The organism is Methylocystis sp. ATCC 49242, from assembly GCF_000188155.2.
Taxonomy (GTDB): Bacteria; Pseudomonadota; Alphaproteobacteria; order Rhizobiales; family Beijerinckiaceae; genus Methylocystis.
This window is the reverse complement of the sequence record NZ_KE124774.1, coordinates 3480223-3495484: the sequence shown is the minus strand read 5'-3', so window position 1 is coordinate 3495484 and position 15262 is coordinate 3480223. Positions and strand designations below refer to the sequence as shown.

At 64.6% G+C, this 15262-nt stretch carries 17 protein-coding genes and 1 pseudogene; 12 read left to right on the top strand and 6 right to left on the bottom strand.

Translation table 11 applies throughout. The annotated features are described in order from the left end of the window. Nucleotides 1-55 precede the first annotated feature (55 nt). Together atpA and MET49242_RS19225 are read right to left on the bottom strand one after the other, a co-directional pair. On the bottom strand, nt 56-1588 hold the full coding sequence (gene atpA, locus MET49242_RS19230; protein WP_036285417.1) for a F0F1 ATP synthase subunit alpha: 1533 nt from the start codon (nt 1586-1588) through the stop codon (nt 56-58). Further along, nucleotides 1588-2151 (bottom strand): F0F1 ATP synthase subunit delta, encoded by a 564-nt coding sequence (locus MET49242_RS19225; protein ID WP_036285413.1) that lies wholly within the window; start codon nt 2149-2151, stop codon nt 1588-1590. Before MET49242_RS19225 ends, atpA begins: the two co-directional genes overlap by 1 nt. A 240-nt stretch (nt 2152-2391) precedes the next feature. Between MET49242_RS19225 and MET49242_RS19220 the strand changes: the two genes are divergently transcribed. Continuing rightward, nucleotides 2392-3273, top strand: a complete 882-nt coding sequence (locus MET49242_RS19220) for an S-methyl-5'-thioadenosine phosphorylase (protein ID WP_036285411.1) — start codon at nt 2392-2394, stop codon at nt 3271-3273. Here the strand turns inward: MET49242_RS19220 and MET49242_RS26415 are convergent. Continuing rightward, on the bottom strand, nt 3267-3554 hold the full coding sequence (locus tag MET49242_RS26415) for a hypothetical protein (protein ID WP_036285408.1): 288 nt from the start codon (nt 3552-3554) through the stop codon (nt 3267-3269). The two genes, MET49242_RS19220 and MET49242_RS26415, sit on opposite strands and share 7 nt — an antisense overlap. 119 nt (nt 3555-3673) lie before the next feature. On the opposite strand from MET49242_RS26415, the gene MET49242_RS19210 reads away from it, so the two are divergent. The 8 genes from MET49242_RS19210 (at nt 3674) to MET49242_RS19175 (ending at nt 10119) form a co-directional block, all read left to right on the top strand. Further along, a complete protein-coding gene (locus MET49242_RS19210) occupies nt 3674-4201 on the top strand; it encodes an adenine phosphoribosyltransferase (protein ID WP_036285407.1) in 528 nt (175 codons plus the stop codon). A 78-nt stretch (nt 4202-4279) separates the two neighbouring features. Then, nucleotides 4280-5770: a murein L,D-transpeptidase family protein gene (locus tag MET49242_RS19205; protein ID WP_036285406.1), complete on the top strand. Its 1491-nt coding sequence runs from the start codon at nt 4280-4282 to the stop codon at nt 5768-5770. An 83-nt stretch (nt 5771-5853) separates the two neighbouring features. After that, nucleotides 5854-6192 (top strand): hypothetical protein, encoded by a 339-nt coding sequence (locus MET49242_RS19200; RefSeq protein WP_036288780.1) that lies wholly within the window; start codon nt 5854-5856, stop codon nt 6190-6192. Nucleotides 6193-6383: 191 nt separating this feature from the next. Continuing rightward, nucleotides 6384-6692 carry a 50S ribosomal protein L21 gene (gene rplU / locus MET49242_RS19195; RefSeq protein WP_036285404.1) on the top strand — a complete coding sequence of 103 codons (309 nt, stop codon included), beginning with the start codon at nt 6384-6386 and terminating at the stop codon, nt 6690-6692. A 126-nt stretch (nt 6693-6818) separates the two neighbouring features. Continuing rightward, nucleotides 6819-7085, top strand: a complete 267-nt coding sequence (gene rpmA, locus MET49242_RS19190) for a 50S ribosomal protein L27 (protein ID WP_036285402.1) — start codon at nt 6819-6821, stop codon at nt 7083-7085. A gap of 197 nt (nt 7086-7282) precedes the next feature. Beyond that, a complete protein-coding gene (locus MET49242_RS19185) occupies nt 7283-7885 on the top strand; it encodes a GNAT family N-acetyltransferase (RefSeq protein ID WP_036288778.1) in 603 nt (200 codons plus the stop codon). A gap of 7 nt (nt 7886-7892) precedes the next feature. Further along, on the top strand, nt 7893-8954 hold the full coding sequence (obgE, locus tag MET49242_RS19180) for a GTPase ObgE (RefSeq protein ID WP_036285401.1): 1062 nt from the start codon (nt 7893-7895) through the stop codon (nt 8952-8954). 274 nt (nt 8955-9228) lie between these two features. Beyond that, nucleotides 9229-10119, top strand: a complete 891-nt coding sequence (locus MET49242_RS19175) for a TadE/TadG family type IV pilus assembly protein (protein ID WP_158497335.1) — start codon at nt 9229-9231, stop codon at nt 10117-10119. An 84-nt stretch (nt 10120-10203) separates the two neighbouring features. Here MET49242_RS19175 and MET49242_RS19170 read toward each other — a convergent pair whose 3' ends face one another. Together MET49242_RS19170 and MET49242_RS26680 are read right to left on the bottom strand one after the other, a co-directional pair. Further along, nucleotides 10204-12105 (bottom strand): cytochrome-c peroxidase, encoded by a 1902-nt coding sequence (locus MET49242_RS19170; protein WP_244430852.1) that lies wholly within the window; start codon nt 12103-12105, stop codon nt 10204-10206. Between the two features lie 36 nt (nt 12106-12141). Continuing rightward, a pseudogene (locus tag MET49242_RS26680) lies at nt 12142-12507 on the bottom strand (spore coat protein U domain-containing protein); the annotation flags it as partial. A gap of 325 nt (nt 12508-12832) precedes the next feature. Here MET49242_RS26680 and MET49242_RS19165 point away from each other — a divergent pair. Beyond that, on the top strand, nt 12833-13225 hold the full coding sequence (locus MET49242_RS19165) for a hypothetical protein (RefSeq protein ID WP_036285398.1): 393 nt from the start codon (nt 12833-12835) through the stop codon (nt 13223-13225). Nucleotides 13226-13406: 181 nt separating this feature from the next. Next, nucleotides 13407-13847 carry a hypothetical protein gene (locus tag MET49242_RS19160; RefSeq protein ID WP_036285396.1) on the top strand — a complete coding sequence of 147 codons (441 nt, stop codon included), beginning with the start codon at nt 13407-13409 and terminating at the stop codon, nt 13845-13847. 154 nt (nt 13848-14001) lie between these two features. Here MET49242_RS19160 and MET49242_RS19155 read toward each other — a convergent pair whose 3' ends face one another. Beyond that, complete coding sequence (locus tag MET49242_RS19155; protein ID WP_036285394.1) at nt 14002-14664, bottom strand: O-methyltransferase; 663 nt, start codon at nt 14662-14664, stop codon at nt 14002-14004. 204 nt (nt 14665-14868) lie between these two features. Between MET49242_RS19155 and MET49242_RS19150 the strand changes: the two genes are divergently transcribed. Beyond that, nucleotides 14869-15237 (top strand): hypothetical protein, encoded by a 369-nt coding sequence (locus tag MET49242_RS19150; RefSeq protein WP_036285391.1) that lies wholly within the window; start codon nt 14869-14871, stop codon nt 15235-15237. The last annotated feature ends 25 nt before the right edge of the window (nt 15238-15262 follow it).

The window sequence follows — 15262 nt, the reverse complement described above, 5'->3', positions numbered from 1 at the left end:
TGTCTCGAGGTCGTCGCGCGCCCGTCAACGGGCGCGCGAACCGTCAGCAGTCGGATCAGGCGAAGGACTTCGCGAAGGACTCGACGACGCTCTTGAGCTTGGCCGCAGTATCGTCGGACAGGTCCTTCGACGTGCGGATGCTCTCGAGAATGTCGTTGTGCGACGAGCGCAGCAGCGCCAACAGCCCGTCCTCGAAGGCGCGGACGCGATTGACCGGCAGCGGATCGAGATAGCCGTTGACGCCGGCGTAGATCACGCAGGTCTGCTCTTCCATCTTCAGCGGCGAGAACTGCGGCTGCTTCAGGAGCTCGGTGAGGCGCGCGCCGCGGTTCAGCAGACGCTGTGTCACCGCGTCGAGGTCGGAGCCGAACTGGGCGAAGGCCGCCATTTCGCGATACTGGGCCAGCTCGCCCTTGATCTTGCCTGCGACCTTCTTCGTGGCCTTGGTCTGCGCGGACGAGCCGACGCGCGACACGGAGAGGCCGACGTTCACGGCCGGACGAATGCCCTGATAGAAGAGGTCGGTCTCGAGGAAGATCTGGCCGTCGGTGATCGAGATCACATTCGTCGGAATATAGGCCGACACGTCGTTGGCCTGCGTCTCGATGACCGGCAGCGCCGTCAGCGAGCCCGCGCCGCGATCGTCATTGAGCTTCGCCGCGCGCTCGAGGAGACGGGAATGCAGATAGAACACGTCGCCCGGATAGGCTTCGCGGCCCGGCGGACGGCGCAGCAGCAGCGACATCTGGCGGTAGGCGACGGCCTGCTTGGACAGATCGTCATAGATGATGACCGCGTGCATGCCGTTGTCACGGAAATACTCGCCCATGGCGCAGCCCGCGAAGGGCGCCAGAAACTGCATCGGGGCCGGGTCCGAGGCGGTGGCCGCCACGATGATCGAATATTCGAGGGCGCCGCGCTCCTCGAGCACCTTCACGAACTGCGCGACGGTCGAACGCTTCTGGCCGACGGCGACGTAGACGCAGTAGAGCTTCTGGCTCTCGGGCGCGCCTTCGACGTTCAGCGACTTCTGGTTCAGGATCGTGTCGAGCGCGATCGCGGTCTTGCCGGTCTGGCGGTCGCCGATGATCAGCTCGCGCTGGCCGCGGCCGATCGGGATGAGGGCGTCGACGGCCTTGAGGCCCGTCGCCATCGGCTCATGAACCGACTTGCGCGGAATGATGCCAGGTGCCTTCACGTCGACGCGGGCGCGGGTCGCGGCCTTGATCGGGCCCTTGCCGTCGATCGGATTGCCGAGCGCGTCGACGACGCGGCCGAGAAGCTCCTTGCCGACCGGCACGTCGACGATGGCGCCCGTGCGCTTGACCGTCTGGCCTTCCTTGATGTCGCGGTCGGAGCCGAAGATAACGATGCCGACGTTGTCGCTTTCGAGGTTCAACGCCATGCCGCGCACGCCGTTCTCGAACTCGACCGTCTCGCCGGCCTGCACATTGTCGAGGCCATAGACGCGAGCGATGCCGTCGCCGACGGACAGAACCTGACCGACCTCTGTAACCTCGGCCTCAGTGCCGAAGTTGGCGATCTCGTTCTTGAGGATCGCGGAAATTTCTGCGGCGCGGATATCCATCAGCCGACCTCTTTCATACGTGTGCGGATTGCGTTGAGCTTGGTGCGGACGGAAGCGTCGACCATGCGTGAACCGAGTTTGACGATGATGCCGCCGATGATCGACGGATCCGTCGCGATATTGAGATTGATCGACTTGCCGCCGGTGACGCCCGAGAGCGTCTGACGCAGCGCGGTCGCCTGCTCCGGCCGCAGCGGCGCGGCGACCGTGACGTCGGCGCGCACGAGGCCCTTCGAGGCGTCGTGCAGACTCTGATAGGCGTCGATCATGTCGGAGATGACGAAGAGGCGGCGCTTCGACGCGACGAGGCGGATGAAATTTGCGGCAATGCCGGAAATTCCCGCCTTGTTCAGAACGGCGTCGAGCGCCTTGACCTGCTCCTGCGCGGAGAAGACAGGGCTCCTCACTAGGCGCTTGAGGTCGGCGCTGTCGTTCACCAGCGTCTGGAATGCGGCGAGCGCGGCGGCGACCTCGTCAGCGGCGCGTTTTTCAGTCGCCAGTTCATAGAGGGCGGAGGCGTAACGTCCTGCGACGCCGGAAAGCGAAACTCCGTCTTGAGCCACTTTTTTCGCTCGTCAAATTCGCATCGTTCGAAGCGCCGGCCGCAACGCGAAAACGCGCGAACGCAGCAGATAGCGGTAGCTTCAAGCGACGGATGCTGTAGGAACAAGGGACAAGGGCTGCAACGCCCCAGTCCCAAGGCGTGCGTCCACTAACACAGGCATTTTTGCGGCGCAACCCTGTCACGGCGCCGCAGCGCGCGTGAATTTTTCGCGCGCGCTTATTCTGCGAGAGGAGCGGCGATGACCAAAGCTGTGGTTGGAATTATCGGCGGTTCAGGCGTTTATGATTTGCCCGGCGTGAAGAATCCGCGGCGCGAAAGGGTTGCGACCCCCTGGGGCGAGCCCTCCGATGAACTTGTTTTCGGCGAGGTCGGCGGCACGAGCGCGGTCTTTTTGCCGCGCCACGGGCGCGGTCATCGGCTCTCACCTTCGGGCATAAATTACCGCGCGAACATCGACGCGCTGAAGCGCGTCGGCGTCACGGACATCATTTCGGTTTCGGCCTGCGGCTCCTTCAAATCGCAATTCTTTCCTGGTCTCTTCGTCCTCGTCGATCAATTCGTGGATCGCACTTTCGCACGTGAATCCTCGTTTTTCGGCAATGGCTGCGTCGCGCATGTGTCGATGGCGCATCCGATCGCGCCGAAACTCTCCGAGCGCATCGCGAGGGCGGCGCGGGACGAGGGAATCGAGATCGCGATCGGCGGAACCTATGTGTGCATGGAGGGGCCGCAATTCTCCTCCTATGCCGAATCGCTCCACTACAAGGCCGCCGGTTTCGATCTCATCGGCATGACCGCGATGCCGGAGGCGAAGCTCGCACGCGAGGCGGAGATTTCTTACGCGACCATCGCCATGGTGACGGACTTCGATTGCTGGCACCCCGAGCACGACAATGTCGATGTTTCCTCGGTGATCGAAATCGTGCGCAGGAACTCCGCCGCCGCCACGAAACTGATCGCCCGCGTGCTGGCGGATTTCCCGGCCGAGCACGAACCCTGCCCCGTCGGCTCGGACCGCGCGCTCGACAACGCCATACTGACGCCGCCCGAGGCGCGCGATCCGGAAGTGATGAAGAAGCTCGACGCGGTGATGGCGCGACTCATTGGCGCAGGTCAGTAATACCACTGCCCGTTGATCGACTCTCCCTCCCGGCGCGGCGCCGGCGGGGGCGGAGGCGCCGACGGCCCGCCGCCGTAATAGTCGGCGCTGTCGGGAACCGGGACAGGGACGGGAACGGGAACAGGCCCCGGATAGGGCGGCGGGTAAGGCCGGCGCCCGACGTTCGGCGGCGGCGGATAGCCGGGGGCGCCGCCGAAGCCCCGCCCGCCGGCGGCTCGCGCCTCGGCGGCGAGGAGAAAGGACGCGGCCAGAAGGCAGGCGACGCGCGCGAAGCTGGACATGGGCTGAAATCCTTGGAGGTCGTGACGTCCGAGTGTAATGACTCGCGACGCATGCTCCAGCCTGAACTCAACCTTTAGTTGAACAAACCTGAATCATCACGAGAGAAAAAAGGTCTTCCATGCCCCTCGCATCCTCCATCCGCACCATTCCGGACTATCCGAAAAAGGGCATTCTCTTTCGCGACATCACGACGCTTCTCGGCGACGCCAGGGCGTTCCGCAGGGCGGTGGACGAGCTCGTGCAGCCCTGGGCCGGCACGAAGATCGACAAGGTGGCGGGAATGGAGGCGCGCGGCTTCATTCTCGGCGGCGCGGTGGCGCATCAGCTCTCGGCCGGCTTCATCCCCATTCGCAAAAAAGGCAAATTGCCTCACAAGACTGTCTCGATGTCCTATGCGCTCGAATACGGAACCGACGAGATGGAGATGCATGTCGACGCCGTGTCGGCGGGGGAGCGGGTGATTCTCGTCGACGACCTGATCGCGACCGGCGGCACGGCCGAGGGGGCGATCCGGCTTCTGCAGAAGATGGGCGCAGAGGTCGTCGCCGCCTGTTTCGTCATCGACCTTCCCGATCTCGGCGGCGCGAAAAAGATCGAGGCGCTCGGCGTGCCCGTGCGCAGTCTCGTCGCCTTCGAGGGTCATTGACGGTCAAGCTTACGATATGTTTGCCACGTTGCGGCTCTATCGGTAGGATTTGCAGTCAGGAAGTTCAAAACGCTCCGGATGAAGCCGCGACTCACACATCTGCTGCTGGCGTCTCTCGCCCTCGCCGCGCTTGGCGGAGGGGTCGCCATCCTGCGCTTCCTGCCGGGCGTCGCGCCGCAGCGCGGCGCTTCTCCGGCGCAACAGACCGCAATGGCGGCGAAGCCGGCCGTTGGCCCGATCGGCGGCGCGATGTTGCCCGGCCTGCGCCGCGGAGTTCCGCCAGAAGCGACCTCGCCAGTCGCTGCGCCTGCCGAGACGCCTGCGCCGGTCACGATCCCCGCCCTCGCGCCCGCGGCCCCGGTCGCGACGGCAGCGCAGGAGCCGCCGCAAACGCCGCCCTTCCCCACCGCTGTCGCGCCGGAAGCTTCACCTGCAGCTGAAAATCCGGATGTGGAAGGCGATGTCTCCTTCCCGCCGCAACCCGCCGCGCCGCCTTTGCCGCCGAGCCGGCCGGCCGATCTGGCGAAAATCGCGGCCCAGACGCCCCTGCCGCCGAGCCGCCCGGGCGATCTGGACCGGCTTGCCGCAGTGACCGCGCCCCCGCCCGAAGCGCCCCCGGCCGCCTCGGCGCCGGCGCCTGAATCGCCCTCCGTCGCACCCGTCCCGCCCGCGAGCGAGGCGGCGCAGACCCCCGAGCGGACGCCCGCGCCGGACGCTCCCCTCCCGCCGACCCGGCCCCGCGAACTCGCCGGCGTCGCGGCTTCGACGCGGGTCGCCGCCGCGCCGGCCGATCAGGCGACGCCCGCTCAACCCGCCGCCGCGGCGCCGGCTCCGCCGGCGGCCGCCGCGCCGACGACGCAGGTCGCCCGCCTGCCGGAGCCGGCCTTGCGGCCCGCGCCCGAGGACGCCTTCCAGCAGCCGCCGCCGAAATTCGGCATGGGCGACCAGGTCTTTGTGCGCATCTTCAAGCAGGAGGGGCAGCTCGAACTCTGGCTGAGGAAAAATGGCCGGTTCAACCTCTACAAGACATTTCCGATCTGCAAATGGTCGGGGCGCCTCGGGCCGAAGATCAAGGAGGCCGATTACCAGTCGCCCGAAGGTTTCTACAGCGTCTCGGCGCGCCAACTGAACCCGCACTCCAACTACCACCGCGCCTTCAACGTCGGCTATCCGAACGCCTTCGACCGGCAAAACGGACGGACCGGCGGGCTCGTCATGGTCCATGGCGCCTGCAAGTCCGTCGGCTGCTTCGCCATGACAGACCGCGGCATCGAGGAAATCTACGGATTCGTGGAGGCGGCGTTGCGCGCCGGGCAGAAGGAAATCGCGGTCCACATCTTTCCCTTCCGCATGACGGACGCGGCGATCGCCCGCGAGACGGGCGGCGGCTGGCTCGCCTTCGTCGGCGGCGGCGGCAATTATGCGCAGTGGACCAGCTTCTGGAAAAATCTGAAACAGGGCTATGATCTGTTCGAGCGCACCGGAGAGCCGCCCGTCGCCTTTGCCTGCGGCGACCATTACGAGTTCGACGGCGGCGGCGCGTCCTGCCGCCGCGTCGCCGGCTGGTGAGCCGTTCACACAAGCTTCAGCTCTGATCGGCGAGATTGAATCAGTCGCGCGGCGCCGCCGCGCCGAAACCGGGAGAGGCCGCAATGCGGCGAATTGTTCATTATCTCACCCTCGCCGCCATCGTCGGAGCGCTGGCGCCGGCTCCCTCGGCGCAGGCCGCGCCCAATGTGCCGCTGTGTTTCGCGATAGCCAATAATTACAACAACTGCATGCGCCAGTTTCAGCGCGGCGGCGGGCGCCACGGCTGGAACAACGCAGGTCCGGGGTCCTATGGCGGCTATGGGGGCGGCGGCTGGAACGGCGGGGATTACGACGACGACTATCAGTATCGCGTCTACCGGCAGCAGCGACGCGCGGCGCGCGCCCAGGCCAATTGCGCCATCTGGCTGGCGCAGATGCAGGCCAGCGGCTGCACGCAGTAAGCGGCCATTCGGCGCAGCGAGCATTGACAAAAGCGTCTCGCGCGGTTTAGGTCGTCCTTCGCTTCGGCGCGGCGGTTTCGCCGCGTTTTTCTTTTGCGCCAACCGCGCAGGAGAGCGAAGCGCAACCGGTTCAACTGTCAAAAAGCCGGCCGGCGGAAACGCCAGAGTCGGGACGAACACAGGAAAAAACGATGTTCGCAGTCATCAAAACCGGCGGCAAGCAGTATAGCGTGTCCGCCGGAGACATTATCACCGTCATGGCGCTCGACGGCGCGCCGGGCGACAAGATCACCTTCGACGAAGTGCTGATGGTCGGCGGCGATACGCCGAAGATCGGCGCCCCGACGGTCGCCGGCGCCAAGGTTTCGGGCGAGATCGCCGAGCAGACGCGCAGCGCCAAGTCGATCTCCTTCAAGAAGCGCCGCCGCCAGAACTCCAAGCGCAAGCGCGGTCATCGCCAGGATCTGACGCTCGTCAAGATCACGGCGATCGAGGGCTGAGCCTCTCGCGCCAAAAGGCTTGGTGAAACCGGGCGCCGCGCGTTATCATTTCGATAGGCGTCGAGCGCCAACCAGATTTCAACGCGGCGCGTGAGCGTCGCAGGAAAGTAAAGTCGGAGCAGGACAATGGCTCACAAGAAAGCGGGCGGCTCGTCGCGCAACGGCCGCGACTCGGACGGCCGCCGTCTCGGCGTCAAGAAATTCGGCGGCGAATCGGTCGTCGGCGGCAACATCATCGTGCGTCAGCGCGGCACGAAGTGGCATCCCGGCCGCAATGTCGGCATGGGCAAGGACCACACGCTCTTCGCGCTCGTCGACGGCGTCGTATTGTTTAAATCCAGCGGCGGGCGCGCAAGCGTATCCGTCGTGCCGGCGGCGGTAGCCGCAGAGTAAGGCGGTCGGATCGGTAACGACCCTCCGCCGGCCCCATTCCCCGGCGGACAATGGTCGTTTCGACCAGCGCGAGGAGCAGAAAGCTCCGATTGAGCGAAATGTCCGGAAAAGGCCCAACTGGGTCGATAGGGGAAGCGGGCGCCGCTTCCCCTTTTTTCGATCCGGGGCCAAATTCGGTCTTTCGCTTGGAGCTTTCGATGTTTCCTGAAATCACGCATGACGACGTTTTCAGGCTGGAAACCGAACGCATGTGGCTGCGCTGGCCGCGCGCCGCCGACGCCCGCGCCTTCACGCGGTTTCTCGGCGATCCCGAGGTTTCCTCGCAGACCGCGACTATTCCCCACCCCTATAATATTCGCGACGCAGAGGAGTTCATCCTGCGCGCCCGGGCCGAAAATTCGGCTGGCGAAGGGCTCGTTCTCGCGCTCGCCTTCAAGCGCCAGCCCAATGACGCGATCGGCGTGATCGGCGCGCATGGCTCATCCTTTCGAGGCGTCGCGCGCCTGGGCTACTGGCTGGGGCGGGAATATTGGGGTCAGGGGCTGATGACCGAGGCCGCGCGCGGCTTCGTCGACCTGATCTTCGGCGTGTCGTCGCTGGGCGAAATCACCTGTGACGCGCTGCCGGCCAATCTCGCCTCGCGCCGCGTGCAGGAGAAGCTCGGCTTCACGAGCCTCGGTCAGATCGAGATCGACGCGCCGGCGCGCGGCGGCAAGGTGACGGTCGAACGCACGCGCCTCACCCGCGGCGCGGCGCACACCGCCTTCGGCGCGCGCCGCCCGAAACTCACATCCACCTGAGCGACAAATGAAATTTCTGGATCAGGCCAAGGTCTATGTTCGCTCCGGCGACGGCGGCGCGGGTTGCGTCTCCTTCCGGCGCGAAAAATTCATCGAATTCGGCGGACCGGACGGAGGCGACGGCGGCCGTGGCGGCGACGTCGTGGCCGAATGCGTCGACGGGCTGAACACGCTCATCGACTATCGCTACCAGCAGCATTTCAAGGCCAAGACCGGCATGCACGGCATGGGCAAGAACCGCGCCGGGGGACGCGGCGCCGACGCCGTGCTGAAGGTGCCGGTCGGGACGCAGATCTTCGAGGAGGACGAGGAGACGCTGATCGCCGATCTGACCGAGGTCGGCCAGCGCGTCGTGATCTGCAAGGGCGGCAATGGCGGCTTCGGCAACGCCCATTTCACCACCTCGACCAACCGCGCCCCGCGGCGCGCCAACCCCGGCCAGTCGGGCGAGGAGCGCACGATCATCCTGCGGCTGAAGCTCATCGCCGACGCCGGCCTCGTCGGCCTGCCCAACGCCGGAAAGTCCACCTTTCTCGCCAGCGTCACCGCCGCAAAGCCGAAGATCGCCGATTATCCCTTCACGACGCTCCATCCCGGCCTCGGGGTGGTGCGCCGCGACGAACGCGAATTCGTGCTGGCCGACATTCCCGGCCTGATCGAAGGCGCGCATGAGGGCCACGGCCTCGGCGACCGTTTCCTCGGCCATGTCGAACGCTGCCGCGTCCTGCTGCATCTCGTCGACGCTTCGGGCGAACACGCCGGCAAGGACTACAAGACCGTGCGGGGCGAACTCGCCGCCTATGGCGCCGGGCTCGACGAAAAGCCGGAGATCGTCGCGCTCTCTAAGATCGACATCGTCGATCCGGAGCACCTGAAGAAGCAGCGCGAACGCCTGAAGCGCGCCATCGCCCGCGCCGGACCGCCGCCGGAAGCGCGGGGCGGGGTGCTGACGGTCTCGGCGGCGACCGGCGCCGGCGTGACCGAGGCGCTGCGCGCCGTCGGCGCGGCCATCGATGAATCGCGCGCGCAGGAGCGCTCGGCGGAAACGCCGGCCGAATGGCGGCCGTGAGGCAGCTTCCACGGCATTAATGGAGTCCGCCGGGCCCTTCATCGGGGGTCCGTTCGTCTCTCCGCGAGCGAAGATGTTGATAACTACTGCGGGAGAAGCGGAAAAATCCGCGGGATTATTGAATTTCGACAAGCGAGCGTAAATGAAAACAAAAGCAATTCCAGCGCCTTAACATTTTTTTGCAAGGCCTGGACCCAATGTCCGTGCAATGACGGGACTTCGAGGCGGCTTCGATGCGAGCCCTGAAGGAAACCCCTTGCGCAAGGACAGGCCAATGTCACGTCTTTGGGAAAACTCGCAGCCCGCCGCGGGCGACCGATTGCGGACGCTTTTGCGAGACCGCAACGGCGCCGTGGCGGTGATCTTCGCCTTCGCCACTCTGCCAATGGTCCTTCTCATCGGCGGAGCGGTCGATTACTCGCGCGCGATCGGCGCCAGATCGAATCTCCAACAAGCGCTGGACGCCGGCGTGCTCTCCGCCGCGGTGAAGGGCGGCAATCCGGATTCCGGGCAGCTCGCCAGATATCTGAACTCGAATATGTCGCCCGGCGGCGCGGCGACGAATGTCACCCTGACCAGGTCTGTTGCGACAGGGGGAGCGGTGACTTTCGTCGGCGACGCCGATTTTTCGGTCGCGACGAACTTCCTGAAGATGGCCGGCCTCGGCGCCATAAAACTGCACTCCCACTCGGAAGCGACCCTGCCGGCCCAGATCGTGACGGCGACCTTCAAGCCGACCAGTGCCCAGGGCGCCTATTCGAAGGACATTTTCATCTGGACGAAGAACGCCGCCGGCACGGTCGTTTCAAGGCAAACAGTGCTCACCTATCGTTACAACTCGTCGAACGGGAGCAAGGTCACCACGCCAGCGATCGGCTCATGGAGCCTGACGTTCACCGTGCCGTTATATTCGACTTTCGGCGTCGGCATGGTCGTCTATCAGGACTGGCAAAAATATTCGGGGGCCCTCGTCAATCCGGTCGAATTGTGGAGCGACGCCGCCAACGCCTCCACCTTCATGAGACAGAGCGGTCTCTGTACAGACGATGCGGGCGCGACCTACAATTGGGAAGACGGCGGCGACGGAAACTTCGTCGATTTCGTCTACACCATGAAATGCGCGACGGGCGTGGCCGCGAAGACCGTCGCGCGGCTATCGAAATGATCGGCGCAAACGCTGTCATACGCCGGTGAAAAAAACCGGGGATCTCCCGACCCCCGGTCTCGTCTTTCCGTCAGGCGCGGGACGCTATTCGACAACCCCCAGGAAGTTCGGCCGCGCGGCGCCGGCGACGCCGTTCCTGCCGACCGCCGGCAGCTGGATGAAGGCGTCCTTGGCGTGACCGTCCTCCTGCTGCACGCTGATCGTATCGCCGACATGCCCGTTCGGGACCAGGAGTTCCGGGTGATCGAACGGCGCCGCGTCACGCCGCACGCGATCGTCGGTCAGCGACTTCACGAAATCGATCAGCTGGGCCTTTTCGGCAGAGCTTAAGCCAAGCCGCTCGATATCAGCATCGAAGTCATTGATGTTGAATGACTTGTGGTTTCCGCCGCGGTTGTAGAACTCCACCAGCTGCCGCAGATTCAACACGCCGCCATTATGGAAGAAGGGCTGCGTGAGTTCTGCGTTGCGGACGGTCGGAGTCTTGGCCGCGCCCATCACGGCGATGCGTTCGCCCGGCGCCACAGAGATATTCGGCGAAATGCCGATCATCTGCTGGAAGCCGGACGATCCGAACTGCTGCGCGATCGCCGTGTTCGACAGGGGCTTGCCAAAGGCGTCTCGGCCGCCATTGAGCAAATCCTCCGACGTCCTGGTGACGGCGATGTTGTAGAAGCCCTCGTCATAGACCGCGACGCCGCCGTTGCCCATCACCATGCGCTGCAGAGGCTCCTTGAGGGTCTTGCGCACGCTGGCGTTGGTGAATTCGGCGCCGCCATGGCAGTTGGCGCATTTGCCTTTTCCGAAGAACAGGTTCATGCCGGCCGTCTGCGAGGACGTCATCGCCGACTTGTTGCCCGCCATGTAGCGGTCGAAGGGCGAGTCGTCGGAGACCAGCGTCGACTCGTAGAGTTGAATCGCCAGACCGAAGAACAGGCTGAAATTGGCCTGCATCTGCGTGTACTGGTTCGCCGCCAGCGAGCCGGGCATGGCGATCACCGTCTTGTTTCCGGCCGCGTCGACCTGAACGGCCTGGGAGCCGTTCCACCACTCGGGCTTGAACGCGACCTGGATCGCCTGGGCGTAGCTCTCGACAGTCAGGCCCTTGCCCGAGAGGCTCGCATAGGGTCCGAGCACGCTGTCGTCCGGCGCGACCCTCTGGAGGGCGAGCGGACGCGCGGTCAGAAGCCGCTTGCCGATGTCCATCAGCGTGCGGCCGTCGGCGCTCATCTCGAAATTGCTCGACGGCGGCCCGACGGCCTGCGACGCGAGGCTGGCGTTGTCGATGCGCACCTGCACCGGCGTCACGGTCCCGCCCACGTTCTTGAACACCCGGGCGCTCTCGTCACGTGCGCCGAAGGGATTGACCCCGTTGAAGATAAATTGCGCGCGCCCGTCCCAGAAGTTGCGGAAGTTGAAGACCGCGTTGATCGTCGTGGGCGTATTCCGGGGTTCGACGCGGCGGGTGTTGAGCGAGCCGACCTTGAAGATGAGGTCGGAGCTCAAATAGAAATTGTCCCAGGACTGGCCGGGCGGCCCCGAAGCGAAACGGGAATTGAACACGCCCTGCGAACTGGCGACGTCATTGAAGTCCCGGGTGACCGACGAATTCGGGTCATCCGGGTTTTGCCGCTGGAAGAAGGGGAAGTCGCTGGCGACGAACTGATGGTTCGGTCCGCCGATCTGGAAAGTCGTATCCGGCCACGCCACCGTGGGAGAAGACGCGCGGGCAAGACCCGGATTGACCGAGTTCTTGCTGCGATTGTCCGCGCCGGCGTGGAAATGGCAGGAGGCGCAAGCCTGCACGGCGTCGCTGCCGACCTGCATGTCCCAGAACAGCGCCTTGCCGAGACCGATCGCGGCTTCCCTGTTCGCGACAAAGTCGTAAAGATTGGACGGCGTGGGAATGGCGACGCCCTTCAGGCCTTCAGGCCTGGGCGGCGGTTCGCCAGTCGTAACGGAAACCTGCCACGTAATGCTTTTCATCCGCAAGCTGCCGTAGAATATGCTTGCAGTAATCGTATCCGTATATGTACCGTTGACCGGAGCCGTTTTGTCTATCAGCTTTGCATATACGGTCCTGTTGCTGAATCCGAGACCGACGGAGACAGAATCTACGCCGAGGCTATTGCCCCAGATTTTCGAAAAACCGGAATCCTGATAAAGATTATATTCCAGTTTGTAGCCGCCCGGACCCGTCAAGAAGCGTCTCGTTCCCGATCCGCTGGCGCCATAACTCAAGGTTATGCGGCACGAAGACAACAGCGACAGGACGTTTGCCGTCATCGAGCCTGTCGCCGTATTGTTGGCGGTCAAATCGGTCCTGACGCCGAAAGAGACCCCACCCGTTCCCGAAATGGAACAGGTGGCCTGCGCCGTAAGCGTCATTCCGCAAAGGCCGCCGACTGTCAGCAACGCTCTCAAAGCGCCCCGCGCGTGAAGCGCTTTCCGCGAGATCGCCGCTACGGCCGGCAAAAAAAGCGACGCGGAGCGCAAGCGCCCCGCATGACACAGACTTCTCAAGAGTTTACTCATACGCCCCCCATCAGGCACGGTCTCGAAAACTGCCATGTTGCAGCTTCGTGGGGCCTCGGGCGCAAGCGGCGGGCCAGCAAAACTGTTTCAAAAAAGCGTACAGCGCCGATGTCCCAGACCCGATCGCTTACGGCTGCGCCATTGACCTTGCCGCCCGTAATGACTAGCTTCGAGAGTTATGAACCCGCGGAGCGAGGCGAGAAGCTGGCAGTTTGGACCGACGGCAGTTACGCTGCTCGTCGCCTATCTGCTTGTCCTTCAAGGCCTTGCGGTCGGCGTGTCATCGGGGGTTCGGGGTGCCGGTCTGTTCGCCGACGCGATCTGCCTGAGCAAGAGTTCCGGCCCCCTCGACAATAATCCGGCGGCCCCGGCGCGGCATTCCCGGCATGACGGCTGCTGCGTATTTCACAGCGTGTCGCTGGGCGGCGCGGCGACGCCCTCGCCCTTCGTGGGCGAACCTCCGCCGTCGCTGTCCTATATCGAGATCAAGCTCGCCTTCGATGGGACGCAGCTTCGCTCGGACGCCGCCACTCCGCCGCTCGGCTCCCGAGCGCCCCCTGCCCTGATCTGAAGCCCGCCGCGGCCAGCGGCGCATGTCGTCCGGCTCGCCCTCGCGAGCCGAGACCGGTTCAGATTCGCGTTTCCATCGGAAGTTGACCCTTGAAAAAACCTTCGATTGCACAGGGCTTTGACGCCGCTGCGCCGAGGATCGATCAGCCATCCGACTGGACCGCGTTCAGTGACTTCGGATCATGGAACAGAAACCTCAAAGGACGCGAAAGCCGATCAAGACGGTTGCGCGCATCTCCTCCCGGGAGCGACGCTGTTCGCAGAACGGGACTTTAACCGCGGCGCTTGACGGCGCCATTCGGATCAAACCCGAGCCGGCGCCGGAGAAAGGCCGGGTCGAAGTCGTCGAGGCCTATTTCGACGCGGAGGGGCGGCCAATCAAGCGCAAGAGTCTCGGCGCAGCGCGCGTCGCGCGCGCCTATGACGCTCAGGGAAACCAGGTCGAGGAGGCCTATTTCAACGCCGAGGGCAAGCCCACGGTTCGCAAGGATCTCGGGGCCGCCCGCATCGCCTGGCGCTACGACGACAGCGGCAGACGCGTGGAGGCCTCCCTCTTCGGCGCGGATGGCGCGCTGATCTCGAGCCCCGCGGGAAACCGCAAGCGGCAGCTGGAAGGCGCCTGAGCTGAAAAGCGGCGCTGGCAGCGCCAGACAAAAAGACGCGCGCGAGAAATTCGCTCGCGTCTTTTTTTTGTGTGCGGCGCCATCAGCGCGGCGGCTCGTCGCGCTTCGAAGCGATTGCCACGCGCGAGCCGGCTGCGGCGCAGTCCAGCCCGCGCTATTTCACCATGGCGATCAGGAAGCCATCCCACCCCTTGGATCCGACGGTCTGGATGGCGGTCGCCGTCACACGCGATTCGTCGGCGACTGCGTCGAACAAGGCGCGAGCGCCGAGCGCGCTGTCCTCTTTGGTCGAGGGATCGGCCACCGCGCCGTCCCGGACGACATTATCGACGATGATCAGCGCGCCGGGCCGCGACATTTTCAGCGCCCAGTTGAAATAGGCGGCGTTGTTCGTCTTGTCCGCGTCGATAAAGGAAAGGTCGAAAGGTCCCGCCCCTTCCGCCTCAATCTTCGGCAGGATATCGAGCGCCGCGCCGACCCGCAGATCGACCCGGTCGGTCAAGCCCTCGCGGGCAATGTTGGCGCGCGCGACCTCCGCGTGACGGGGGTCGAATTCCACGGTGACGACCTTGCCGCCGGGTTCGAGCGCGCGCGCCAGCCAGATCGTCGAAAAACCGCCGAGAGTCCCGATTTCGAGAATACGGCGCGCGCGAAGCGCTCGCGAGAGAATGTGGAGGAGCTTCCCCTGCGGGGCCGAGACGTCGATGGCCGGCAGACCCGATCGCCTGTTCGCGTCCAGGGTCTCGTGCTGCTGCTCGGGCCGAGCAATCAGCCGGCCCGCGATATAATCGTCGACCGCTTGCCATTGTTTTATCATCAGACCGCCTCCGGATCGGCCGGCGCTTGCCGAGCCGACATTCGAAACTATTTGACCTCAAGCGATTCTTCGTGCGAAGTGCCGCAGTTCCCGCTCGGAAGAGGGAGCGGAACAGGGAAGGCTTGATGGCCGCATTGTCTCAAGCCCCAGTTCCCTGCGGCCGACAATGCCGCCTTTCAGCCGAAAATTATGGGAGTGAAACGAATGATCAAGCTCACTTTGACCACGGCCGTCGCCGTCGTCGCTTTCAGCGCCTCAGCTTTCGCCGCCGGCTATAGCGTCACCGAGATCGCCTCGTCGGGCATCAAGCGCGCCAACGGCACCTGGACGCTCAACACCGAAGGCGACAAGGTGAGCGGCAAGGCCGACATGCAGCTCGATAACGGCTCGGTCGTCACCTACAAGCTCGACGGCAAGGTCGAAGGCGGCGTCATGACGCTCAACCTCACCGACCGCACCGACGGCAAGAAGGACTGCGTCTGGACCGGCAAGCCGAATGAAAACGGCAAGGTCTACAACGGCGAAGTCGTTTGCGGCAGCGAGAAGTTCCTGATCCGCGCGGGCGTCCAGTAAGCGCTTCGCAAACCGAGCATCGAAA